The following is a 23,388-nucleotide window of genomic DNA, read 5'->3' on the forward strand; positions in this document are numbered from 1 at the left end:
GGACATCTTCGTGACGAAACGCAGTGGAGTTGTGCAACAGACCGAACCCAGCGCGGCCTTCCCCGGTGACGGGCCGGCCGTGTCCGCCTACGGCCTCCAGGTCGTCCGAGGCAGCCACCCGGTCCTGTCGAACGTCACCTTCACCATCCCCCGTGGCTGCATCGTGGGTCTGCTGGGCCCGAGCGGCTGCGGGAAGACGACGCTGCTGCGGTCCGTCGTCGGCGTACAGCAGGCCACCGCGGGCCATGTCCAGGTCCTCGGGTACGCCGTCGGCGCGCCGCAGTTGCGCACCCGCGTCGGCTACGTCACCCAGGCCCCCTCGGTGTACGGGGACCTGACCGTGCTGGAGAACCTGCGTTATTTCGCCGCCGCGCTCGGGATGCGGGGCTGGCACCGGGAGGACGCCGTCGTCCGCGTGGTCAAGGAGGTCGACCTCGTCGGCTACGCGGACAAGCTCGTCACCCGCCTGTCGGGCGGCCAGTACTCGCGGGTCTCCCTGGCCGTGGCCCTGCTGAACAAGCCCGACCTGCTGGTGATGGACGAACCGACCGTAGGACTCGATCCGATGGTGCGCCGGGAGCTGTGGCTGGTGTTCCAGCGGCTGGCCAGGGAGGGCACCACCCTGCTGATCTCCAGCCACGTCATGGACGAGGCGGACCGCTGCGACCGGCTCCTGCTGATGCGCGCCGGCCGACTGCTGGCCAGCACGGATCGCGCCACGCTGCTGCGGCACACCGGCTGTACGGGGGTGGAAGAGGCGTTCATGCACCTGGTCGAGTCCGCGACCGCCGCCGAGGCGCGGGCCTGGCAGCGCGCCGCCGCGCAGAGCATGCTCCCCGAGCTGTCCGGCCTCATCGACCAGCCGGCCTCGCCCGACACGGAACGGGCCTTCTTCGCCACGGACGCCCGGCCGTGAACCGCGCCCGCCTGGCCGACCGGCTGCCGTTCTCCCCGAGCATCACCGGCGCCACCGCCGTCCGGGTCCTCCAGCAGGTCTCCCGCGACAAGGGCAGCACCGCACTGCTGCTGGGTATCCCCTGCATGCTGATGGTGCTGCTCAAGCTGATGTTCCACGGCTCCGAGCAGACCTTCCAGCGAGTCGGCCCCCAGGTCTTCGGCGTCTTCCCGGTCATCGTGATGTACCTGGTGGCCTCCGTCTCCACCCTGCGCGAACGCACCACCGGGACCGCGGAACGGCTGCTCACCATGCCGGTACGACGGCTCGACATCGTGCTCGGCTACAGCGTTGCCTTCGCCCTCCTGGCCCTGCTGCAGGCGGTGCTGTCCACGCTGCTGTCCGTCGGCCCCCTGGGCCTGGACATCAAGGGCCCCGCCTACCTGCTGATGGTCATCGCCATGCTCGGAGCCCTCCTGGGCCTGGCGCTGGGGCTGCTGGTGAGCGCCTTCGCCCGCAACGAGTTCCAGGCGGTGCAGTTCCTGCCGGCCGGGGTGCTGCCCCAGTTCCTGGTGTGCGGCCTGTTCGTGCCACGCGACGAGATGCAGGGAGCGCTGTCGGCCGCGGCCAGGATCATGCCGATGACCTACGCCGTCCAGGCCGCCGGCGAGGCCGCCACCCACTCCGGCGTCACCGGACTGTTCCTCCGGGACGCCCTGCTGATCCTGGCCTGCGTGATCCTGGTGCTCGTGGCCAGCGCCGCCACGCTCAAACGCTGACACACGTACGGCCCCCTGCCGGACGCCCGGGAGGAGGCCGTACGCGATGGGGCCCTCGCTAGTCCCGCACGCCCCACTGGAAGCCGCCGGAGATCGAGCCGCTGCGCGGGAACTCGAACGGCCCGAGGTGCAGAGGCCGTCCGTGTCCGCCCGGGTAGCCGCCCGGGCCGTCGTCGAAGCCGTCGCTCACGGTCCTGGGGTGAAGCGCCGAGGCGGAGGCGGCGGTGGCTGCGCCTCCCGCCGTCAGGGCCAGAGCGGCAAGTGACACGACGACCAGGCGGCGAAACCGCAATGACATGTAAATCCTCCCGGGATACAAATGGAGAATGGCGGGAAATGGAGCATTTTCACCCTAGCTGTTTCCGGGCGCGGTCCCGGACGGAAAATGCCGCGTTCCCTCGAAGGCAGGAAGGCGCGAAGGCACGAAGGCACGAAGGCACGAAAAAGAGAAAGTGAGAAAAGCATGACTGGAGCGGGCAGGACGGCGCTTTCCACGGGATGCGTCCTCCTCACGGTGCTGGCCTGCACGCCCATGGCCTGGGCCGGGCCACCCGTCCCCGGCCCGCCGTCCTACGAGATCCCCCGATGGCATCCGCCTGCTCCCACCCGATGGCAGCCGGCCCGTCGCCCCGCGGCCGACGTGACCGCCGCGGTCAACCGGCACCGCACCGAAGCGGGTTGCCCGCCGGTACGGCCGCGGGCCTCCCTCACCCGGGCCGCCCAGGCGCACAGCACCGACATGGCCCGCCACCGGCGGCTGACCCACACCGGCACGGACGGCAGCAGCCCGGCCGACCGGATGCGGGCGGCCGGATACCGCCCCGGCCGCACCGGCGAGGCCCTCACGGCCGGCCCCGCCACCGCCGGCGCCGCGGTCGCCCAGTGGATGGCCAGCGCCCCGCACCGCGCCATCATCCTCACCTGCGGCTACACCCACGCGGGCGTCGGCATCACCACCGGGCCGGGCGGTCCCTGGTGGACGCTGGACCTGGCCGCCCGGCGGTAGCGGGTGGTGGCTGGGTCCGTGCCGGATCAGCCGAGGTCCGTGTCCCACCACCAGGCGATGCCGGGGGCGCCCTCGACCGGGCCCGGCCGGGTGTCTGACGGCCCGTCGGCCCAGTTCAGCGAAGTGCCTTCCATCTCGTCCGGCCAGTGCCCGATGCTGAGATAGCGGGGTACCCGCAGCCCCCACTCGTTGTTGCCGCGCACTCCGTGACGCAGGCCCTGGAGGTAGGTCGCCAGATCCGCGCCGGCGGTCGGCCGGAGCCGGTCGTGCAACTCCAGGAAACGCAGCATCATCCGGTCGCGCAGCCTGTTGGCCTCCTCCGCCGCCTGTGGGAACGGCAGGCCCCGCTCGGCCATCAGCACCGAGTAGATGTTCTGGTCCGCGTGGTCGCGGGCCAGTTCCTTGCGCAGGGAGTGCCGGTCGTTGTCGAGGGAGGCCAGCATCATCGCCAGCTCGGTCATCGCCCGCACACGCGGATCGTGCAGGTCACGGTCGGGCACCTCGGCCCCGGTGGCCAGTTCCAGCAGGGCGAACGTCGGCTCCCCGCCCGCCGACAGCAAGCGCATGGCCAGGTACTCGTCCAGCCCCGGCATCCGGCCCGCGGCCTGGTTGCCGATCTGCCAGGCCACGCCCGAGAGCCAGGCCCGGTGAGCGTGCACGAACCGGCGGACCTGGGTGGGCGGCGCGAAGGAGCGGAAACGGCTCATGATGTCCTGCAACGCGCGGGCGTACCGGTCGTCGGGCAGGGCGGAGCCGCTCTCGCAGGCCCGCTGTACCTGGCCTGCCAGGGCGTTGAACTGTGCGGGACGGTTGCTGAGCGGTCCGTTGTCACAGCGGGCGTCGTCGAACGCGAAGCCCCAGTAGACCCATAGGGACGCGGCCAGCAGCCGGTCGTCCTCGGCCACCGGAGCGAACCGGGCGAAGAAGTCGGCGCTGTGCGTCGCCACGACCCAGGCCTCTTCCCGCTCCGACGCGCACATGCCACTGTCGGCGATCCACTGCACGGCCCGTTTCTCCACCTGGCGGACGCGGGGATGGACCGCGGATTCCAGTGGGCAGAAAAGGGGCGGCAGCTCCACGTCGGACAGACGGAATTCCATGGCAGCGTGAACCCTCCGGGGAAAGGACGAAGATCGGCCACGATCATCCGAGACGGGACAAGAGGATTCCGGTGAGGCGTGCCCGGTGGCCGCACGCATCCACCGAAGGAATGCAGTCAGGTGCGATGTTGACCGGAATGGGAATGTGCGAGTTCCGTGAGATCACACTTTCGGCGCCGCTGTGACCGGCTGGGATTCGCTTCGTTGAAGCGGGCATGCGATCTCGTACCCGCCTTGCTGCCACGGTCCTGCTCGTCGCTCTGGTCACCCTGCAAGGGGCTGCGCCCGCCCTGGCCGACGGACGGCAACCGAACACCCCCTCGGGTTCCGTCGACCCCTTCACCCCCTTCGCGCACGGCGCGTCGACACTCATCGACATGGCGGCACCGTTCGTGAACGCGGCCAGCGACACCGTGTTCCCGAGGGGGTGACGGGGCGTCGGGCTCCGTAGAGGCACGGTCCCAGGCCGCTTCCCGGCATCGATGCCGGGGCCATCACGTCCTGCCAGGTGCAACGCGCCGAGCTTCTTCACAGCGCATGTGCCGGTGCCGAAGAACGCGGGGCGCTGGATCCATGCGGTGCAGCACCGCATGGCCCGGGCGGGGAGCATCGATGTCGCGGTCGGCCCTCCACCGCCGTTCGAGGTGGATTTCCACACGGTCCGACGCGCGAAAATCTATCGTGGCCGGAGTAGACATTGGGTGCCGCCATGGTTATGGTTTCTCTCGTAGCCCAGAGAGACAGAAGGGCCCGGCAGACATGAACTGCCGGGCAGTAGCACGTAGTTGCAGTGCGCAGGACGGTCCGGTGGTGGAGTTCCGAAGCCAGGGTTTTTGCGGTACGGCGACGGGGCTGACGACCGGACCGGGTGGCCCGCAGTGATCAGGGGCCGCCGTTGGCAGTACCGAGTTGGCAGTACCCAGCAGTGAAGTCACTGAGCAGTACCTCGGTGAAGGCGTCGGCTGCGGGCGCGCGCACCGGGAGGTTCGGCAGTGGGGTTCCAAGCCAGAGCAGACGCAGGACGGGCGACGGGGCTGGCTGCCGGAGCAGTACGCATTACCCGTTTTGCCAAGTGATTTGGTTTCAGAGGGAAGAACGGAGGAGCAGAGCGCCATCAGGATCGCCCGGGCGGACGTCTCGAGCCCGGGTACCGCAGGACATCGACAGCGAGGTGGTCTCCGGTCAGGCAACAGCGATCCCAGCAGCCCCGACAGCATCTCGGTCGGGTCCGCGGAAACAGAAGGCCGGCGCAGTACCAGGGCCGGCAGATGGTGTAGCAGTTCCTCCGGGGTCCTGGTGCCGCACGGCACCAGGACCCCTCCACGCGTTCCGCAGAGAGGTGAGATGACAGCAGACGATCCCATCGGCCGTCTCGACGACGACGATTACCCCGCCTACACCATGGGCCGGGCTGCCGAGATGCTCGGCACCACCCCGGGCTTCCTCCGCGCCCTCGGCGAAGCGCGCCTCATCACCCCGCTCCGCTCCGAGGGCGGACATCGCCGCTACTCCCGCTACCAGCTGCGGATCGCCGCCCGCGCCCGGGAACTCGTCGACCACGGCACCCCCATCGAGGCTGCCTGCCGCATCATCGTCCTCGAAGACCAGCTGGAAGAAGCCCAGCGCATCAACGCCGAGTACCGCCGCGCCGCCTCCCGGCACACGGTCGGCATCTGACCCGCAGTCCGCAGCGAGTGGCAGGCCGCACTCATCCTCCGATCTCAGAATACGGGCGCATGATCGCCGAAGATGCTCAGCCGCCGGAACACAGGACCGATCCCCAGCCTCGTCCCGGCACCGCTCCCGACCTCCTGCGACCCGTGGTCGATGCGCCTGCCGACCCAACCGGCGCGACCGATCCGACCGGCGCGACCGATCCGACCGGCCGGCCGGCTGCCGCCGCTCCGGAAGGCGCGGCGGAGCGTGTGGCGGCCGCGCTGAAGCCGAGGATGCGTGGCTGGCTGCACGCCGGCGTGTTCCCGCTGTCCCTGGTCGGCGGCATCGTCCTGATCGCCGTCTCGCGCTCGGCGGCGGCAGTGGCGGCCTGCTCGGTGTACGCGCTGTCGGCCTGTCTGCTCTTCGGCACCAGCGGGGTCTACCACCGCGGAACGTGGGGTCCGCGCGGGGAGGCGGTCCTGCGACGGCTGGACCACGCGAACATCTTCCTGATCATCGCCGGCACCTACACCCCGCTGGCGGTCCTTCTGCTGCCCACAGGTCAGCAGCGGGTGCTGCTGGCCGTGGTGTGGGCGGGTGCCCTGGCCGGCATCGCCTTCCGCATCCTGTGGATCGGGGCCCCCCGGTGGCTGTACACCCCGTGCTACATCGCACTGGGCTGGGTGGCCGTCTTCAACCTGCCCGACTTCGCACGCAACGGCGGCACCGCGATCGTCGTACTCGTCGTCGCCGGCGGTCTGCTCTACACCGCGGGCGCCGTCGTGTACGGACTCAAGCGCCCCGACCCCTCACCGGCCTGGTTCGGCTTCCACGAGGTCTTCCACGCCCTCACCATCGCCGCCTTCGGCGCGCACTACACGGCCATCCTCCTGGCCGCCGCATGACCGCGGGTCGAAGGCGGCCCTGGTGAAGTCCTGGGCGTCATCGAGCAGTGAGGAACCGACGTGACCGCACGAGGGCCGGACGGCGGGCGGACCTCCCGCCCTCGTGGGGACGAAAGCCGCCAGGGCAGTCGCCAGGACAGGACGATGACTCTGGCCGGGACGTTGGCGGCGGCGGAGGCCGCGGCGCCCGTGGAGTCGCTCGACGTGGTCGCGCGCATGCTCAAGGAGCACCTCGGGGCGGTGTCGGTGTCGTTCCTCATCACCGACTTCACCGGCGACTCGGTCGTACGGCTGGGGGCGGCGGGCAGCGTCGAGACCGACGAACCTGCCCGGCGGATCATGCTGCGGGGCACCGTGTACGACGACGTGGTCCGCACTCAGCGGCCCAGCGTGGTGGAGCGGGGCGAGGGCGCGCTGGTGCGGATCGTCGCCCCGGTGACCAACCGCGGGGACGCCATCGGGCTCCTCGAACTGTTCCTGCCCGCGGCACCGGACGCGACGGTGATGCGGGAGATCGGCGAGACCGCGCACGCCCTGGCGTACATCGTCATCGCCAACCGGTCCTACACGGACGTGTACCAGTGGGGCCGCCGTACCGTCCCGCTGAGCCTGGCCGCGGAGATCCAGCACCGGCTGCTCCCGGCGTCGCTGGCGTGCGAGGCGGCGCAGTTCGCGGTGGCCGGGGCGCTGGAGCCGGCCGACCACGTCGGGGGTGACACCTTCGACTACGTGATCGACCGGGACACGGTCCAGCTCTCCGTCACCGATGCCATGGGTCACGATGTCGACGCCGCGCTGCTGGCCACCCTGCTTGTGGGCGCTCTGCGCCGGGCCCGCCGGGCCGGTGGCGGCCTGGACGATCAGGCGCGCCAGGCCGACCGGGCCATGCGCGAGCACGGCCGCCAGGGCTACGTCACCGGCCAGCTCCTGCGTATCAGCCTGATCGACGGCACCACCGAGTTCGTCAACGCCGGGCACCCCTGGCCGCTGCGGATGCGGGACGGACAGGTGCGGGAGCTCACTCCGAAGATAGACATGCCGTTCGGCTTCCCCGCCCCGCACAGCTACCGGGTCCAGTCGCTGGACCTACGGCCGGGCGACCGGCTGGTGATGCTGACCGACGGCATGCTGGAGCGCAACGGCAGCCTCGATCTGCCCGGCCTGATCGTGCGCACGCGCGATCTGCATCCCCGCGAGGCCGCTCGCACACTCATAGCGGCGGTCGTCGACGCCCACCACGGCCGTCTTCAGGATGACGCGACCGTCATGTGCCTGGACTGGAGGGGCGTCGGCCATGCCCGTCGTGTCGCCGCCACCGGAGCCGACCTCACCGACGCCTCCGCCGCGTCAGGGCCCGGCAGCGGTTGACCCTTTTGGCTATGGGCATTAGCTTCTAGCTAATCAAATTAGCTTACGGATGGCCGTGAGCGAGCTGGGAGATGTCATGGCTGAGTTCGTCTCCGTCCCGGGCGGCACCATCGCCTACGAGGTCGCCGGAGAAGGTCCGCTGATCGTCCTGGCCCACGGCATGGGGGACAGCCGCGCGGCGTACAGGTTCGTCCTGCCGCGTCTGGTGGCGGCGGGGTACCGGGTGGCCGCGGTCGACCTGCGGGGCTGTGGCGAGTCGAGCGCGCAATGGCCTTCGTACTCGCGCACCGACATCGCGGGCGATCTGCTCGCGGTGATCCGCCACATCGACAGCGGCCCGGCCGTCCTGGTCGGCCACTCGATCTCCGGCGGCGCCGCCACCATCGCGGCCGCTCAGGATTCCGGCCTGGTCAGGGGCATCGTCGAACTGGGCCCTTTCACGCGCGCGCAGTCGATCAAGCTCGGCGACTTCCGCTCGAAGAGCTACCGCAAGGGTGCCTTCCGGCTGCTCGGCGCCAGCCTCTTCGGCAGGGTGGGACTGTGGTCCCGCTACCTCGACCACGCCTACCCGGGCCGAAAGCCGGCCGACTGGACCGACCGGCTGGCCCGCGTCGAGGCGATGCTGGGCGAACCAGGCCGGATGCGGGCGCTGCAGAAGATGGGGCAGTCGGCACCGACCGACGCCGGCGCCCAGCTGGGCAACGTACGGTGCCCTGCCCTGATCGTGCAGGGCTCGCTCGACCCCGACTGGGTCGATCCGCGCGCCGAGGGCGAGGCGATCGTGGCCGCGATGCCGGACGGTGTCGGAGAGCTCGCGGTGATCGAGGGAGCCGGCCACTACCCGCACGACCAGTACCCCGAGGAGACGGTGTCCCTGATGCTGGCCTTCCTGGAAGCACACGCCCGTGCCTAGGGCGGGCCTCGACACGAGCGCTGTCGTCGCGGCGGGAGCGGAGCTCGCCGACGAGGTCGGTCTGGCCGACCTGACCATGGGGCTGCTGGCCGACAGGCTCGGCGTACGGCCGCCGTCCCTGTACAAGCACGTCGGCTCCCTGCAGGAACTGCGGCACGGCATCTCCGTCCGGGCCAAGCGCGAGTTCGCCCATCAGCTGGCCCGGGAGTCCGTCGGCCGTTCCGGCCCGGACGCGGTCCGGGCGTTCGCCGACAGCTACCGCCGCTGGGCCCTTGAGCATCCCGGCCGCTACGCCGCCACGCTCCCCGCTCCAGCGGCCGGTGACGAGGAGGACCGCCGCGTCAGCGAAGCGGCGCTGCAGGTTCTGCTCGACGTCCTCGCAGGTTTCGGCTTGCCCGACGAGCGCGTGGTCGACTCCGCACGGGCCATGCGATCAGCACTTCACGGGTTCGTCACCCTCGAGGGCGACGGCAGCTTCAGGATGTCCCGCGACGTCACGCGGAGTTTCCACTTCCTCGTCGACACCCTGATCGCCGGCTTCCAGGCCGACCCTCCCGATCACGCCTGCGGGGGATGACATGGCCGCCACGGATCCCTCCCTGCCCACTCCGCAGCCACCTGTCTAATTGACACAGCCTCAGTCGCTGGCAGGGGCTTCAAAAGAGCGGGTGACGAGAACCTGCGTAGATGGCATTTGCTCGGGCGGTCGCGTGCATCGGATCGCGCCGCTGTTGACCGTGGGGCGTCCTCTTACCGGCACGCTATGGGCACGAGGCGCGAAGACTGGCGGCCAGAGTGCGTTCTCGGACGGGCACGGTGTTGAGCCGGACTCGGTCGGACGTCCAGTCGGGGACGCCTTGGCGCGTGCACAGGGACTGCTGACGCGAGGTTGTCAGTGGCCGGCCCTAGTGTGCCCGCGTGACGACGTTTCGATCCAGCTTCACGCTCTGGCAACTGGTCCAGACGGCACGGGAACTGACCGAGGATGCGCGCGTCCGGGAGCGCATCGACGCGGTGCTGCACATCATGGGTGGCCTCGGTGGGACGTACGGCAAGGGCAGGCCGCTGGTGAACGCCTTGGAGGACGTGGCCCAAGAGGCCATCATCCGGGGCAACTTCGCATTCGCCCAGCGCTTTCAGCGCTTCGCCGCCTATGCCGGAGGCGAGCTGTTCCTCGACATCCTCACGCACTACTACGACGACGAAGCCCGACAGCGCAGTGAGAAACACATGCGCGGGATGGCCGCACTGGGTGCGGACAGGGCGGTCGCCGCCCTTGATGTCCTGTGCCGCGACAAGCCCGGTGCAAGCGCCGCCGACGCCCGTGACCTCTTTCGCGGCATAGCCCAGTCCGTCGACTACCTGGGCCTCGGGGACGGCGAGGGCGGGGTCCGGCTTTCCGCCAAGGAGGCGAGGCAGCTCCAGGCATACGGACACATGGAGTTGGTCCTCCGCAACCTGCCCCGGCCCGCCTCCGCCGAGGCCGCCCGGATGATGAGCGACGTCCTGGCCGATGTCGACGCCGGCATGCTGGCCCAATTGCTCGAACTGCGCGCCAGGCAGGTCGGCCTGGCGGCCCTGCGTACCGCGGTGGAAGACCCGGACAGCTCCGAGAGTGCCCTCCATGCCTGTCTGAAGAACCAGGAATGGATCTTCGGCGGGGCCTACGTGGCCGAGCTGGCACGCCGGCAGTACACCCCGGACGCCATCCTCGACATCCCGCTCCTGCGCGGCGACGGCTCCCTGCACGTGGTGGAGCTCAAGCGCGCAAACATCAACGACCTGGTCATACGACGCTCCGGCCACCTCATGTTGGGCGCTCCGGCGCACCGCGCGGTCTCCCAGGCGCAGAACTACCTCCGGGCCATGGACGAGAACCGCCCGAGCATCTTGGCCGAGCACGGAGTCGACACCCGCCGGGCGTCGGCGACGGTCGTGATCGGGCACCCGCGGTACGTAACCGGGAACGTCACCTCCCAGGAGATCGCGGAAACCCTGCGAACCTACAACACACACCAGGCGCGCATAGAAGTGATCACATACGAGACCCTGCTGGATTCAGCCTCCCGCATGCTGGCTCTGTCATCGGCACGGCAGGACGCAGATCCCGACCCGGACGAGGAGTCCGCCGTATGACCGACACACCACGTGAGATCGAACCACTCCTGGCCCGCTTGTGCGGCGGTGAGATCACCGACAAGGACTACGTCGGATACTTCATGAACGAGTACGGAGAGGAACTCGTGTTCGCCCAGCGGCGGGGCGAGAAGACCGCTCGGCTCTGGCACAGCGACGCGGACTGGAAGAAGTTCCTCGTCGGTGACCACTCGATTCGGCTCGACGGCCCGATGGACGGGATGATCACCGTTGCGGACCTGATCATCAACCGTGAGGAGGCGACATGGCTGTCCTCCTGCCTCGCCGCTTCCCGCCATCTACGGCGGGGACGGCCCTGACCACGCGCTGTGCTGAGGCCTCAACGGACGGGCTCGGTCGCCCACGGTCAGGGTGGTCGTCGTCCGCAGGTACGGCATCGCCGGTAACGTCGGCAGGCTTGGTCACGCTGTGCAAAACGGAGTGGGATGTCAGCGTCGTAGTTGCAGTCACCATGAGGCCGAGGCCCGCTCGGGTACTCCTGGCGACCTTCCGCTCTGATGGCAGGCTCCTACGGTTCAAGTGCCCGCCTCCGCAGGAGGTTTGCGTCCACCCACGACGAGGTGCGAGGGCAGGTCAGCGCCGTGCTGCGATGGGGGCGGCTTGCCTCTGGCCGTCGCCGCGTTTCGCGGGTCTCCCTCCGTCGGCGATTGGGCGCTGCGGTGACCTGGGCGAACGGCCTGGACACTGTCGTTCTGCACCCGGCGGCTTTCACCGTGGGTCCCTGCTGTTCCCCGTCCTATCTGGTGCGCCCGTGGTGCGCGCCTGGGTGGGGACCGCGGGCCTGATGTCGCCGGCCTTGGGTAAGGGAATCTGGTGCATGCGCTCCAGGAGCGGAGTGCGCCCCTGCGGGTGGAAGACGACGAGTTCGTCGGCGATGACAACTGGGCCGTAGGAGTCCAGGAAGATCTTGAAGTTAACCAATTGAGATGACCCGTAAAGCGCTCCGCAGTGAACGCGCGCGTGCCGGCCGCGGTCCCCATCGTGGCCGATGGGGCGCCGGTGGAGTGGGGACCTGCGTCGGTGCGGCGTGCCGCGGTTTCCCCCGAAATCCGGTGGAGTCTCAGCGGCCGGAAGTGGTTGGGTCCTCCTCAATGCTTCGCTGACACGGCCCGGCAGAGTGCGAGGCGCAAGGTCCGAATCGCAGGCGCGGTCCAGTCCGCGTGTCGTCGAGTGATGGAGGTTGTCGCGGTGGCTGGCTATGGGGCGCTTTCCGACGTATACGAGTGGCTGATCGGGGACGACAGGTTGACCCCCGCCAAGGCAGCCGCGGTTTACTACAGCGATGTCGTGGGCTCTCTGCCGCCCAACGCGCGCGTCCTCGACTGCGCGTGTGGAACCGGCCAGCTCGCCGTCGGTCTTGCGAGTCTTGGCCTTGACGTGGTCGCCGCAGACGCCAGCAGTGGGATGGTTCGCCGGACCGAGAAGGCCGCCGACGAGCAGGGTGTCTCGCTTCGAGCCCTCCACGTTAGTTGGGACGAGCTGCCCGACCACCTGGAGGACTCCACGTTCGATCTGGTGTTCTGTGTCGGCAATTCGCTCGGGCACGCTGAGGGCGCAGCCGGGCGCCTGACCGCACTGGACGCGATGTCGCGGCTGCTGAATCCGGGCGGACGCCTCGTGCTCACGTCACGCAACTGGGAGCTTGTGCGCTCCGCCGGCTCACGGGTGGACGTCCGCGATCGACTCATCCGCCGCAACGACCGTGATGCGGTCGTCAGCTACTACTGGCAGATCGAGCAGCGTTGGGAGCAGGAACACTTCCTCGAGATCGTGGTCGCCCAGATCGAGCCGGATGGGGCAGTGCGAGCCTGCTCGGAGCGGTTGTCCATCTGGCCCTACCGGTACGCGGACCTCGTGGCACAGTTGCGGAGCGTGGGGCTCACGGTGCAGTCCACCACCTTCGACCCCGAGAGCGATGGATACCTGGTGGTCGCCGGCCGTGACCAGGCGCGAGGCACGTCTGAGCCGGCGCGCTGATCCGCCTTTCGTCGTCGTTTCCGACCTGCCAGCTCGCGACCGCCTGCAGCGCTTCGTGAAGTGTTCAGCGCTTGAAGCGGTTGCTGCGGGTGCGGTCCTCACCTTGCATCTGACCTGCTCAAGCTGAGGTTGGAAACAGCTCACGGTGAACTTCCACCTGGGGAATTTCGCGGTCTTCCGCACTCCGCCTCGCCGGTGCCTGTGCTGGCTCTGACGACGGCGCAAGGGGCTGGCGTTGGGCCCCGGGGCGCCCCCACGGGTTCGTGGTCGAGGGATCGGCTGTTCTACGGAGCCGGGCTGATGTCGCCGTCGGTGTTCATGTTGAAGATGCCCTGGGTCTTGCCGGCGACCTTCAGGTGCTTGAGCCAGTGCTTCGAGAGGTCGTGCACGTTCTCGTGCTGCATCTCCCACACCACCGAATGCCCGGCGCAGTCCAGCTTGACCATCAGCTTGCGGTCGCCGGCGATGGCCTTGTAGAGCGCGGGGACCGAGAAGTTGAATTCCGGATCTTCGCTCGACGTGTTCACCTGCTTGTCGTACTCCCCGTACGCGATGAGGACCGGCACGCTGCCGCCGAGGACGCCGTCCTGCGCCGCGGTGGTCTTGTTCCAGCCCCACCGGACGAAGTTTCTGATGCGATTGAGCCCTTCACCCACCTTCCCCCACGTGCTGCCCACCGGATCGCTTTTCATGATCGCGTTCCACACCTGGTCGCGCATCTCATCGTCGCGCTGGCCCTCGCAGTGCACCTCGCTGCCCCACCCGTTCCAGGTGCCGTCTTTCGTGCTCACGAACGTCGGGAAGCCGGGCTGCGGCAGCGGGACGGGGGCGTTCGACGTGCCCTCGGGCGGGAAGATCGGCGCCAGCAGGAACAGGCTCGACACCTTGCCCGGGTTGTTGACCGCATAGGGCCCCATCGTGAACGCGGCCGCGGACCAACCGATGAAGGCGACCTTGTTCACCCCGCGCTCGCGGATGATCCAGTCCACGACGGCGTTCAGGTCGTCCCGGTCGCTGATCGAGTTGGTCAGCTGGAACGGATAGTTCGGCGGGCCCGGTGTGAAACCCGGAGGTCTCGGCTTCAGAAGGCCCTGCTGGCCAGGGCTGACGTTGCGAGGGTCGTCCATCTTCGGCCGCGGCGACAGCCCCGAGCCCTGGAGATCCATCATGAAGACGTCGTAACCGGCGTGCGCCAGCGCATCGGCCCAGCTGTACGACTTGAAATCGAGATCAAAACCCGCGAGTACCGGAACACTCCGGCCGTGGAGCATCAGGACGGCCTTGCGCTCGTCGAGGTGGCCAAGGGACGTGCCGTCGCGCTCCCGCACGAAGAGTTCGACGAACTCGTCCTTATTCGCGGGGACGGTGGACTGGTGGCGTACCCGGTGGTTTGTCACGGTGACGGGCATGAGGATCCGTTCTATGAGCTCGGCCGGGGCCGTCGTTGCCCCACCCCAACCACGCTCGATGCGCGGGACCGTCCGCGCCACAGCAGGAGACCAGTCGTGTGACGTGCACTTTCTCCGTACCGGCGGCGGCCAGCTCCTGCTCGTCGTCCTCCGACCCTTTAGACGCCGTTTCATTTGGAGGTAGTGTCACGGCGTGGCGGAGGGGTTGTGGCACTCGGGGTTGGGTGACTGGTACGGGCCCGGGACCCCGATCGTGCAGCGGATACGGGGCTACCGGCCGAATTGGCGAGCACAGATCAAGCTGGTGCGTTGGCTGCGTGTCGGGCTTCTGAGAGGGTTGTCCTGTGCTGCCGTCTGCGCTGGCCTGGTTTTGGCAAGGGACTCATTGATCGGCGGGGTCTGGCAGCGCGCCCTGGTGTGTGCCGTAGTGCTGGCCTGGGCGTCGTTCTTCTGGCGGTGCTCGCTGATCAGGGTGGTGCTCCGGCCAGGCGAGATCGTCCGCCATTACCTGTGGCGACATGTGGTGGTGCCCTGCTCGGCCGTGAAGGAGTGGCACCGCAACTCGTGGCGGGGCGGTCTTGTCCTGGAGACCCATGCTGGGGAGAAGATCGACTTTCTGTGGTTTGACAAGTCCGTGTGGGACATGCTCTACGACTTCTCCAGCGTCTGCGCTGATGCGATGCGGGCTCATGTGAGGGCCGCACCAGGGCTCGGACCAGCACAGAGTCCGGCTGGTCTTCAGCGGCGTTTCACGTGGTCAGTTGGTGCTGATTTGCTGGCTGCTGGTGCTGTGGCGTGTCTTGGTTTGCCCTGTTCGCAGCGGTTCGTGGCTGATGGCTGTCCAGCCCGGCGTTGTGCCAGGCGACGGTGGGCGATGAGAGCTGCGGCAATGGCGACGAAGGCGAGGAAGTGTTCGGCTTTGCGTTCGTAGCGGCGGTGTAAGCGGCGGCACCCGGCCAGCCAGGACACGGTCCGCTCGACCACCCAACGGTGCCGGCCGAGGCGCTGTGAAGACTCGATGCCTTTGCGGGCGATGCGGTGGCGGATACCTCTCTTGCGCAGCCATCGCCGCAGGCTGTCATAGTCGTATCCCTTGTCGGCATGGAGCTTGGCCGGACGTCGGCGGCGTGGTCCGCGGCGGGAGCGGATGGGCGGGTCCCGCACACCAGTGGCTTCAGACCGAGGCTGTCGTGCATGTTGGCGCCGGAGATACCCAGTGACAGGGGCAGACCGTTCCGGTCCGTGATCAGGTGGATTTTCGATCCCGGCTTGCCACGGTCGGTCGGATTCGGTCCGGTCAGCGGCCCCCTTTTGCCGCCCGGACACTGACGGAGTCGATGGCGCACCTCGACCAATCCAAGTCTCCTCTGGCGCCGAGTTCGTCGAGGATGACGCGGTGCAGCCTGGCCCACACCCGGTCCCGGCTCCACCGCGCAAAACGCCGGTAGACCGTCGGCCAGGCCGGGCCGAAAACCGGGGGCAACTGCCGCCACGTACACCCTGAGGTGGCTAGGAAGATGATCAACGCCAGGCATTCACGGTCACCAGCCCGCCGTCGCCCGCCGCCCTGTGGACGTATGACCTGCGTCGTCGGGACCACCCGCCGGAACAGCGTCCATAACTCGTCCGGCACCAACCGCTCAATCAGGTCCGGCGTGCACGGCTCAACGAACGATCACGCCATAAGAAACGGAGTCTTAGAGGAGCAGTCCTCTGCCGACGTCTGGGCTAACTGCCTTCGGGGCGCGGGCGGTCAGGCCAACGCCGTTCGCAGAGGGCTGCTGTTGTCTGCCGACGCTGATGTCAAAGGTGGATGTCAGCGAGCCGGCTCGCCGAGACCTCGGGACATTTGGCTTGCCAACTGCTCGATGGTCTGTGGCACGTAGTGTGGCGTGTCTTCGTGTGCCACTGCCTCGACGTGCCCGGCGGACTTCGTGATGCGTGAGAAGCGCGGGTCCGGTCGACTGCTGGTTCGAGGGAGGCAAGGTTGGCGGCCATGATCGGCTTTGCCTTTCGTACTCGCTGAGGCTGGTGGTCATGGCCCGGCTGATCAGGCGGGATTGGTTGCGCGACCATCGCAGCTTCTCAACAGCGGCATGGATCACTCTTTGCCGATGAGCGGGATGAGGATCAAGACCAGTTCCGCAGCATCCAGCAATTCGAAGTCTGAGTGATCGAAGAATCCGGCGAAGGCCTTTCCTAGCCTCTTGGTGTACACATAGTTGAGGGTGACATTGACGGACATTGCGGCGGCGGTTCCCATTCCGGGAAACCACCTGGCAATTTGAATGAAAACCTTACTCCCGGCTACGTATCCAGCAACGCTGGAAGCGACTGCTGTGGCGACCTTCATGGCGTATGCCCCGTCGATCGGATGGCCGGAATCCTCGGCGATTTTCATGAGCATTCCGACCCAAATTCCGCTTACCACTGATACGTCCAACCCGAAGGAGTAGACGCCCGGGACGCCGATTGCGCCAGCGGCTACGGCGGCACATTCAATGGTGTCAGAGTGCTGATCGGTCATTTCTTCTCTCTCCACTTCTGCAGTGCGGCTACGGTGTGGCTAATCCTGGTGATCCCGACGCGTCGTGCTATCTGGGACTGATGCTTCCCCTGTCTCACGCCACGAGCGCCTCACCTTGTGCCACGCTTCGAACAGTTCTGGCAGTTGTCGGAGTAGCGAAATGGCGAGCATTACACACAGTGCTACAAATCCGAAAATGGCCAAGGCCAGCAGGGTGGCAGTGTTCCAGTCCACGAGGCGGGTGTCCCTTCCCGCGTGGTTGTTAATCATGGGGGTCACAACATCAACAGCGCTCGCGCAGGGTGTCCCCTTGTGGATCGGCTTCAGTGGTTACCAGCGCCTTCAAGTGAGGGTAGGACCAGGAAGGATTTGATTACAAGTAGTAGAGCCAATGCGTGCTCTATTATTTAGTCGCATCGACCCCATCGATATCTTTGGAAACAATGGACGCGGCCGTTTCTCAAGGATTAACGATTCTGCGTAGAAGGTGCAGTTGACTGGTGTCCCCCGGTGCTTGCTGATCTCGCCCGGAGGCTGATCAATTCAGGTCGTGAAGAAAAGCGCCTTGGCAACCCGCATAGATCGTCCATTGCTTGCAGTGACTTCTTAGGGCGCTCCTCGGTGTAGAGAGGTCGCCACCTCATCGCCGGACTCGCCCCGCACCCGTTGCCTCGTGGGAATCGACTGCAAGCGCGGCGTCGAGCCGGCGCCCTTCGCCGACCACCTGTCCGCCCTCGCGCCTGACCAGGACGAAGCCGCAGAGCTGCTGCCCGTGTGGGTAAACGCTCTTTGACCCGCTCGGGGGCCACCCTCAAGGACACGATGGTCTGCGCGGGCCGGTTTTCCGAGAAGTCTCCGCTGATCTGTCAGCACTCCGACGAGGAGCGGCAGCGAGACGATGCCTCCCGGCCTCGACGACATGGTCCGTGCCGAGCGTGCGAAGCGTCACGAGCAACAGAGCAACCGTCCCGTGCACCACAGAGAGGAGCCACCTGGAGGCCAGATGTGGTGCGCGACCCGCCCGTCGGCCTAGACAACAAAGAACCCCCGGGCCGATGACCTGGGGGTTTCATGGAGCGGGTGACGAGAATCGAACTCGCACTCTCAGCTTGGGAAGCTGATGTTCTACCACTAAACTACACCCGCGCGTGACGCCGAACGGACCGGTGTCGGAACGCACTGTCACTTTACCTCATCCCAGGCCCCCGGCGCCGAAGCCGTGGGGCCTGAGTGTGTTCGTGGGGTGGGACGGGGCTGCGGGGCGCGGGAGTTGGGGCGTACGGTGGAGAGGTGGGAGAGGGGCCGGGCGGGGTCGGAGTGCCGCCTGGAGGACCGTCCCGTCCATCCCGTAATGTGGCTTTTGTCGTCAGGCGAGTAGCAGCCGGACGCGGCTCTTGGGGAAGGGACTCTAGGACTTGATGGAGCGCACCGTCGTCCGTTGTGCCGATGGGCACGTGTTCAGCACCGCTTCGTTCCCGATGCAGCAGGCCGAGCGCCTCGGCCCCGGACGGCTCGTCCGGTGTCCTCGCTGTGCCCGGCTTCGCAGCGTCGTTCCGGTGACCTTGGAGAAGCGCTGAAGATCAGGTACCAGGCGCGCGGGCCGTCCGATGGTGGTCGGTCCGCGCGCCTTGCGTATCCTCGGGGCGTGCTTCTCTCAGACAAGGACATCCGGGCCGAGATCGACGCCGGACGGGTACGGATCGATCCCTACGACGAATCCATGGTGCAGCCGTCCAGCGTCGACGTACGGCTGGACCGTTACTTCCGGGTGTTCGAGAACCACCGGTACCCGCACATCGACCCCTCCATCGAGCAGGCCGATCTGACGCGGCTCGTGGAACCGGAGGGGGACGAGCCGTTCATCCTCCACCCCGGGGAGTTCGTCCTCGCCTCCACGTACGAGGTCATCACGCTCCCCGACGACCTCGCCTCCCGTCTCGAGGGCAAGTCCTCCCTCGGCCGGCTCGGACTCGTCACCCACTCCACCGCCGGCTTCATCGACCCCGGCTTCAGCGGACACGTGACCCTGGAGCTGTCGAACCTCGCCACGCTCCCCATCAAGCTCTGGCCGGGCATGAAGATCGGCCAGCTGTGTCTGTTCAAGCTCTCGTCGCCGGCCGAGTTCCCCTACGGCAGTGAGCGCTACGGCTCCCGCTACCAGGGCCAGCGCGGCCCGACCGCCTCCCGCTCGTTCCTCAACTTCCACCGGACCCAGGTATGAGCAACGCGGACGTGCGGGAGAACCTCACCTACGAGGCGTTCGGCACCGCCGTGCGCGAGCTCGCGCAGACCATCGCCGACGACGGCTACGAGCCCGACGTCGTGCTCTCCATCGCCCGCGGCGGAGTCTTCGTGGCCGGCGGCCTCGCGTACGCCCTCGACTGCAAGAACATCCATCTTGTCAACGTCGAGTTCTACACCGGCGTCGGGACCACCCTGGAGATGCCGGTCATGCTGGCCCCGGTCCCCAACGTCATCGACTTCTCCGACCAGAAGGTCCTCATCACCGACGACGTCGCCGACACCGGCAAGACGCTCAAGCTGGTGCGCGACTTCTGCCTCGACGCCGTCGCCGAGGTCCGCTCCGCGGTCATCTACGAGAAGTCGCAGTCCCTGGTGAAGTGCGAGTACGTCTGGAAGCGCACGGACGACTGGATCAACTTTCCGTGGTCCGTCCAGCCGCCCGTGGTCCGGCGTACGGGGCAGGTTCTCGACGCCTGAGTGGCGTCCGTCGTAGCGGAAGAACCACGGAAGAACCGCCGAAGAACCGCCGAAGAACCTAGAACGTCCCCAGCTTCACGATCGACAGCAGTGCGATCAGCTGGATCGCCGACGCGCCCAGCGCCTTCGGCCAGGGGAGGTCGTGGGACCTGGAGACCATCAGGGTGAGCAGGGCGCCGGCCGCAACCCACGTCGCCCAGCCCAGGAGCTGGACGAAGGACGCGTCGCCGCCGAAGAACATGGCGACGATCAGGCGGGGCGCGTCGGTCAGGGACATGATCAGCATGGAGAGGCCGACCGTGGGCTGCCATGCTCCGTCGCCGCCGAGCTGGCGGGCCAGGGCGTGGGTGACGACGCCCAGGACGAACGCCGACAGGACCATGGCGACGGCCGTGGTCAGGACGATGGGGATCGCGTTCGACAGGGTGGCGCTGATCGCGTCCTTGCGGGCGTCCTCGAAGCCGAACACCGCGAGCAGGCCGTAGAGGAAGGTCACGACGAGGGCCGGGCCCCACATCGTGTAGTCCCGCATCCGGAGGAAGGTCTGCTTGGGCGAGAGCAGGATGCCCTTCAGGAGTTCCTTCCAGTGCAGGCGGGGGCCCACGGGGCCGGCCGGGGCCGAGCCCGCGCGGTAGGTGCCGCCCTGGTTGTAGGGGTCGTCACCGACCGAGAACGCCTGGGTGTGGCCCGGGTTGTTCGCCGCGTACGGGTCATGGCCGCCCTGCGGGTGCGGGGCACTACCGGGGCCCGCGCCGTCGCCGAAGTACTCCGGCTCGTCGTAGCCCCCACCGCCGCCCTGGGTCCACTGGCCCGGGTGGGGCTGGGGCGCGGGGGGATAGCCGTACGGCTGTCCCTGGGGCGCCTGCTGCCCGTACGGAGGTTGTTGCGGTCGCGTGTGAGGAGCGCCGTTGTCCCGGCCGCGTCCGATCCTGAATCCAGCCACGTCTTCGAACGTACCTGGTCCTGGAGAGTGACGGGCGCGGCCGGGCGTTTCGGGGACGGCTTTGCTGCCGAGCTGTGACATCCCCTAGGGGGCGGTCAGAGAGGAGTCGGGGGCCGCTCAGGGGGGTGCCGTACGGGGCGTACGCGGATGTGCGAGGCCGCACGGCTCCCCTCTCTACGTCCTCTACGTCACCTCAGCCGATGAGCCCCGTGCCGAAGCCGCCGTACACCCGCGGCCGGCCCACGCTCCCGGGCCCGAACGTCCGCGCCCCCGTCGTGGTCACACCCGTCAGGGCCGTCACCGCGCCGATGCCCTCGTCTTCGAACCCGGCCGCGACCGCGAGGTCGGCGTGGCCGTCGCCGGTGACGTCCGACAGGAGCACGTCCGAGCCGAAGTAGTCCGTCGCCTCTGCCGCGCCGGGTATGCCGGAGGTGTTCTGGGTGAAGGTGCGGGCACCTTCACGGGAGACGCCCGACGCCGCGCCGTTCATGACGATGGTCGCGCCGGCGTCCTCGGTCGTGCCGAGGTCCTCGAAGACGACGCCGATCGCCAGCTCGCCGTGTCCGTCGCCGTCGACGTCGGCGATGGACACCGCGCCTCCGAAGCCGTCGCCGGCTTCGTCCGCGCCCGGAACTCCCCTGGAGGACTGGGTGAGTTCGGCCATGGGGGCGTCGCCGTTGACCGGGCCGCCCTCCGAGCCGCGGATCACGACGACCCGGCCGCCCAGGCTGCCGCTGTGGTCGTCCTCCTCGCTGAAGACGTTGCCGAGAGCGATCTCGTCGTAGCCGTCGCCGTCGATGTCGCCCAGGGCGATGGAGGTGCCGCCGTTCAGCGGGCGCGGCACCGAGGTGTCCAGGCCGGAGGGCGAGCCAAGGTACGCGAGGCCCTTCGACCAGCTGCCCGACGGGTCCGTCGTCCGGTTCGTGCGGTAGGTGAGGACCAGGTCGGCCCTGCCGTCGCCGTTGGTGTCGCCCGCGTCCAACGCGTCGACGGCGTACGCCTGCTCGGGCACGTCGATCCGCTGAGCGGGCCCTGAGACGCCACCGCTGATGACGTACACGTGTGGGGAATCGCTGCCGACGGCGAGGTCGGCCGTGCCGTTGCCGTCGAAGTCTCCGGCGGTCAGCGTCCTGCCCCATTCGCCGTGTGCGGCGGGCGCCGGGTCCGTGACCGTGGTGCCGTTCGTGAGGCCGCTCGCCGAGCCCCACAGGACCGTCACCGAGCCCTCGCCGTCGTCCTCGCCGGATGCTCCCACCGCGAGGTCGGTGTAGCCGTCGTCGTTGAAGTCGGCCACGGCGAGGGCGGAACCGAAGGTGTCGTCGGTCTCCGCCGTGTCGGGCACGCCCGCGCTGTCCTGGCCGACCGTGGTGTGGTGGACGGGGTCGAGGCCGGTGGAGCCGCCGTGGACCACGGCCACGTAACCGGCGGATCCCTTGCCGTCGAGCTTCGCGTACGGGGCGGCGAAGGCGGCGTCGCCGTATCCGTCGCCGTTGAAGTCCGCCAGGTGGTGGTCGGTGTCCGCGGCCGTCGCCGGTGCGGCGGCGAAGGTGAGCAGACCGCCGGTCAGTGCGGCGGCGGTGGCCGTGGCGAGGGCGAGTCGCATCCGTCTCGGGTGCGGCTGGGGCATGCGGGTCCTCCTGCTCGGGTGCCGATCGTTTCGGTGACACGGAAGACCCTCGCCGGTGTACCGGGGTTGTACGGATGTCATGAATCAGTCAGGAACTCCGAGGTGGAGAAGGTGACGGACGGCTCAGCGGTGACCAGCCCCTTCTTCGCGCCGGAGAACACCGCGACGGTGTCCTTCGTCTCGCTCCGGTACGTCCGCACGGCGAGGTCCACGCGCCCGTCGCCGTCGAAGTCGCCGACCGCGACGACCCGGGTGGAGCCGGTGGCGGGGGGTTCGACGACGACCGTCGCCTTGGTGGACGGACCTGTCGTACGGCCCTGGAAGACGCGCAGGCGTGAGCCGCTGGAGACGAGTTCGCTCAGGCCGTCGCCGTCGAAGTCGGCGGCGTCCAGGACCGAGCCGGGGGAGGACAGGGAGCCCTTCGCCCCGGTCGGGAGGTCGTAGCGCAGTGACGTTCCTCCCATGGCGCCGACCGCCGCGTCCAGGGCCTTGCCGCGGCCGAAGGAGCCCAGGGCCACGTCGATGCCGGACGGCAGGACGGCTCCGGTGCGGGTCGGGCCCGCCGGACCGCCGAGGACGACGGCGGAGGGGCCGGTGCCCTGGGTCGTACGGACGATCAGGTCGTCGTAACCGTCGCGGTCGACGTCGGAGGCCGGGCCCGTGGGGACCTCGCCGGGCGACCGGATCGGGGCGCCGGCGGCGCTGGGGGCACCCGCGCGGGTGAACGGGCCGCGCAGGTAGGTGAGATGGCCGCCGGTCGCATGCAGGACCAGGTCCTTCGCGCCGTCGCCGTCGAAGTCGCCGCAGACCGGCTGGTCGGGCCAGTCGTTGCCGACGCGGGCGGCGGGCGGGACGGTGAGGTGAACGGCCTTGGCGGTCAGGCCGGTCGGGGAGCCGAAGAGGATCTGGAGCGGGACCGGGGGTTGGCCCTGGCCGTCGTAGGGCGGGTCGGTGGAGACGACGAGGTCCGTGAAGCCGTCCTTGTCCAGGTCGCAGGTGGCCTCCGCGTCGAACAGGGCGGGGAGTTGGCCGTCGGTGGCCGCGCCCTGCCGGGCCGGGGCGATCAACTGCCGAGCGCCCGGGACGAGTCCGCGCTCGCTGCCGTAGACGATCCCGATGCCGGGGTCGTCGGCGTGGGCCTGCTCCTTGACCAGGTCGCCCAGGACGAGGTCGCGGTGTCCGTCGCCGTTGAAGTCGTCCGGGGTTTTGCTGCCCTTGCCCTTCGGGACGGGGAGTCGGGCCGGGGCGTCGGCGTTCCGTACCGGGGTGCGGTCCGCGGATCCGGTGTGCGGGGTGGGACCGCAGGCGGCCAGGAGGAGGGTGCCACACAGGGCCGCCGTACCCACAACACCTCTACGCGCGCGCACCGTTCACCCCGTCAGCATCATGGACAACGACCCCGGCA

Annotated in this window: 22 protein-coding genes, 1 tRNA gene and 2 pseudogenes; 15 read left to right on the top strand and 10 right to left on the bottom strand. The window is 68.6% G+C overall.

What is annotated here, in order from left to right:
* Positions 1-31 precede the first annotated feature (31 nt).
* Together ACGFWE_RS27740 and ACGFWE_RS27745 are read left to right on the top strand one after the other, a co-directional pair.
* Complete coding sequence (locus ACGFWE_RS27740; protein WP_393602476.1) at positions 32-916, top strand: ABC transporter ATP-binding protein; 885 nt, start codon at positions 32-34, stop codon at positions 914-916.
* Positions 913-1,674 (top strand): ABC transporter permease, encoded by a 762-nt coding sequence (locus ACGFWE_RS27745; protein ID WP_352387532.1) that lies wholly within the window; start codon positions 913-915, stop codon positions 1,672-1,674. The genes ACGFWE_RS27740 and ACGFWE_RS27745 overlap by 4 nt, the downstream gene beginning before the upstream one ends.
* Before the next feature lie 58 nt (positions 1,675-1,732).
* Here ACGFWE_RS27745 and ACGFWE_RS27750 read toward each other — a convergent pair whose 3' ends face one another.
* Complete coding sequence (locus tag ACGFWE_RS27750; RefSeq protein ID WP_352387534.1) at positions 1,733-1,972, bottom strand: hypothetical protein; 240 nt, start codon at positions 1,970-1,972, stop codon at positions 1,733-1,735.
* 165 nt (positions 1,973-2,137) lie between these two features.
* On the opposite strand from ACGFWE_RS27750, the gene ACGFWE_RS27755 reads away from it, so the two are divergent.
* A complete protein-coding gene (locus ACGFWE_RS27755; RefSeq protein WP_393602478.1) occupies positions 2,138-2,680 on the top strand; it encodes a CAP domain-containing protein in 543 nt (180 codons plus the stop codon).
* A gap of 26 nt (positions 2,681-2,706) precedes the next feature.
* Here ACGFWE_RS27755 and ACGFWE_RS27760 read toward each other — a convergent pair whose 3' ends face one another.
* Positions 2,707-3,780 carry a hypothetical protein gene (locus tag ACGFWE_RS27760; RefSeq protein WP_352387538.1) on the bottom strand — a complete coding sequence of 358 codons (1,074 nt, stop codon included), beginning with the start codon at positions 3,778-3,780 and terminating at the stop codon, positions 2,707-2,709.
* 215 nt (positions 3,781-3,995) lie between these two features.
* Here ACGFWE_RS27760 and ACGFWE_RS27765 point away from each other — a divergent pair, with 215 nt between their 5' ends.
* From ACGFWE_RS27765 to ACGFWE_RS27800, 8 genes are all read left to right on the top strand, one after another.
* Positions 3,996-4,211, top strand: a complete 216-nt coding sequence (locus ACGFWE_RS27765; RefSeq protein WP_352387540.1) for a hypothetical protein — start codon at positions 3,996-3,998, stop codon at positions 4,209-4,211.
* A gap of 913 nt (positions 4,212-5,124) precedes the next feature.
* Positions 5,125-5,457, top strand: coding sequence for a MerR family transcriptional regulator (locus ACGFWE_RS27770; protein ID WP_352387542.1), 333 nt, complete (start codon positions 5,125-5,127; stop codon positions 5,455-5,457).
* 59 nt (positions 5,458-5,516) lie between these two features.
* Positions 5,517-6,341, top strand: coding sequence for a hemolysin III family protein (locus tag ACGFWE_RS27775; protein ID WP_393602481.1), 825 nt, complete (start codon positions 5,517-5,519; stop codon positions 6,339-6,341).
* A 144-nt stretch (positions 6,342-6,485) separates the two neighbouring features.
* Positions 6,486-7,709, top strand: coding sequence for a PP2C family protein-serine/threonine phosphatase (locus ACGFWE_RS27780; protein WP_393602483.1), 1,224 nt, complete (start codon positions 6,486-6,488; stop codon positions 7,707-7,709).
* A gap of 76 nt (positions 7,710-7,785) precedes the next feature.
* Complete coding sequence (locus ACGFWE_RS27785; RefSeq protein WP_352387548.1) at positions 7,786-8,622, top strand: alpha/beta hydrolase; 837 nt, start codon at positions 7,786-7,788, stop codon at positions 8,620-8,622.
* The gene (locus ACGFWE_RS27790) at positions 8,615-9,199 is read left to right on the top strand and encodes a WHG domain-containing protein (RefSeq protein ID WP_352387550.1); all 585 of its coding nucleotides are present in this window, start codon (positions 8,615-8,617) and stop codon (positions 9,197-9,199) included. Before ACGFWE_RS27785 ends, ACGFWE_RS27790 begins: the two co-directional genes overlap by 8 nt.
* Positions 9,200-9,540: 341 nt before the next feature.
* Positions 9,541-10,758, top strand: a complete 1,218-nt coding sequence (locus ACGFWE_RS27795; protein ID WP_393602486.1) for a Shedu anti-phage system protein SduA domain-containing protein — start codon at positions 9,541-9,543, stop codon at positions 10,756-10,758.
* On the top strand, positions 10,755-11,078 hold the full coding sequence (locus ACGFWE_RS27800; RefSeq protein WP_352387554.1) for a hypothetical protein: 324 nt from the start codon (positions 10,755-10,757) through the stop codon (positions 11,076-11,078). Before ACGFWE_RS27795 ends, ACGFWE_RS27800 begins: the two co-directional genes overlap by 4 nt.
* 409 nt (positions 11,079-11,487) lie before the next feature.
* Here ACGFWE_RS27800 and ACGFWE_RS27805 read toward each other — a convergent pair whose 3' ends face one another.
* The gene (locus ACGFWE_RS27805) at positions 11,488-11,700 is read right to left on the bottom strand and encodes a hypothetical protein (RefSeq protein WP_393602488.1); all 213 of its coding nucleotides are present in this window, start codon (positions 11,698-11,700) and stop codon (positions 11,488-11,490) included.
* A 252-nt stretch (positions 11,701-11,952) separates the two neighbouring features.
* Between ACGFWE_RS27805 and ACGFWE_RS27810 the strand changes: the two genes are divergently transcribed.
* On the top strand, positions 11,953-12,756 hold the full coding sequence (locus ACGFWE_RS27810) for a class I SAM-dependent methyltransferase (RefSeq protein ID WP_393602489.1): 804 nt from the start codon (positions 11,953-11,955) through the stop codon (positions 12,754-12,756).
* A gap of 284 nt (positions 12,757-13,040) precedes the next feature.
* Here ACGFWE_RS27810 and ACGFWE_RS27815 read toward each other — a convergent pair whose 3' ends face one another.
* The 3 genes and pseudogenes from ACGFWE_RS27815 to ACGFWE_RS27825 form a co-directional block, all read right to left on the bottom strand.
* Positions 13,041-14,084 carry an alpha/beta fold hydrolase gene (locus tag ACGFWE_RS27815; protein WP_352388046.1) on the bottom strand — a complete coding sequence of 348 codons (1,044 nt, stop codon included), beginning with the start codon at positions 14,082-14,084 and terminating at the stop codon, positions 13,041-13,043.
* Positions 14,085-15,029: 945 nt separating this feature from the next.
* A pseudogene (locus tag ACGFWE_RS27820) lies at positions 15,030-15,813 on the bottom strand (IS5 family transposase); the annotation flags it as partial.
* Between the two features lie 453 nt (positions 15,814-16,266).
* Positions 16,267-16,692 (bottom strand): hypothetical protein, encoded by a 426-nt coding sequence (locus ACGFWE_RS27825; RefSeq protein ID WP_352387562.1) that lies wholly within the window; start codon positions 16,690-16,692, stop codon positions 16,267-16,269.
* A gap of 633 nt (positions 16,693-17,325) precedes the next feature.
* On the opposite strand from ACGFWE_RS27825, the pseudogene ACGFWE_RS27830 reads away from it, so the two are divergent.
* A pseudogene (locus ACGFWE_RS27830) lies at positions 17,326-17,482 on the top strand (conjugal transfer protein TraS); the annotation flags it as partial.
* 282 nt (positions 17,483-17,764) lie between these two features.
* On the opposite strand, the gene ACGFWE_RS27835 reads toward ACGFWE_RS27830, so the two are convergent.
* A tRNA-Gly gene (locus tag ACGFWE_RS27835) sits at positions 17,765-17,838 on the bottom strand.
* 499 nt (positions 17,839-18,337) lie between these two features.
* Between ACGFWE_RS27835 and dcd the strand changes: the two genes are divergently transcribed.
* Complete coding sequence (dcd, locus tag ACGFWE_RS27840; protein ID WP_352387564.1) at positions 18,338-18,913, top strand: dCTP deaminase; 576 nt, start codon at positions 18,338-18,340, stop codon at positions 18,911-18,913.
* Positions 18,910-19,413, top strand: coding sequence for a phosphoribosyltransferase (locus ACGFWE_RS27845; protein WP_352387566.1), 504 nt, complete (start codon positions 18,910-18,912; stop codon positions 19,411-19,413). Before dcd ends, ACGFWE_RS27845 begins: the two co-directional genes overlap by 4 nt.
* A 58-nt stretch (positions 19,414-19,471) precedes the next feature.
* Here ACGFWE_RS27845 and ACGFWE_RS27850 read toward each other — a convergent pair whose 3' ends face one another.
* The 3 genes from ACGFWE_RS27850 to ACGFWE_RS27860 form a co-directional block, all read right to left on the bottom strand.
* The gene (locus ACGFWE_RS27850) at positions 19,472-20,437 is read right to left on the bottom strand and encodes a YIP1 family protein (protein ID WP_393602492.1); all 966 of its coding nucleotides are present in this window, start codon (positions 20,435-20,437) and stop codon (positions 19,472-19,474) included.
* A gap of 112 nt (positions 20,438-20,549) precedes the next feature.
* Entirely contained in the window at positions 20,550-21,983 is a 1,434-nt protein-coding gene (locus ACGFWE_RS27855; protein WP_393602494.1) for an FG-GAP-like repeat-containing protein, read from the bottom strand.
* Positions 21,984-22,060: 77 nt separating this feature from the next.
* Positions 22,061-23,329 (bottom strand): FG-GAP repeat domain-containing protein, encoded by a 1,269-nt coding sequence (locus ACGFWE_RS27860; RefSeq protein ID WP_393602496.1) that lies wholly within the window; start codon positions 23,327-23,329, stop codon positions 22,061-22,063.
* Positions 23,330-23,388 lie beyond the last annotated feature (59 nt).

This window comes from Streptomyces sp. NPDC048523 (genome assembly GCF_043199815.1).
Taxonomy (GTDB): Bacteria; Actinomycetota; Actinomycetes; order Streptomycetales; family Streptomycetaceae; genus Streptomyces.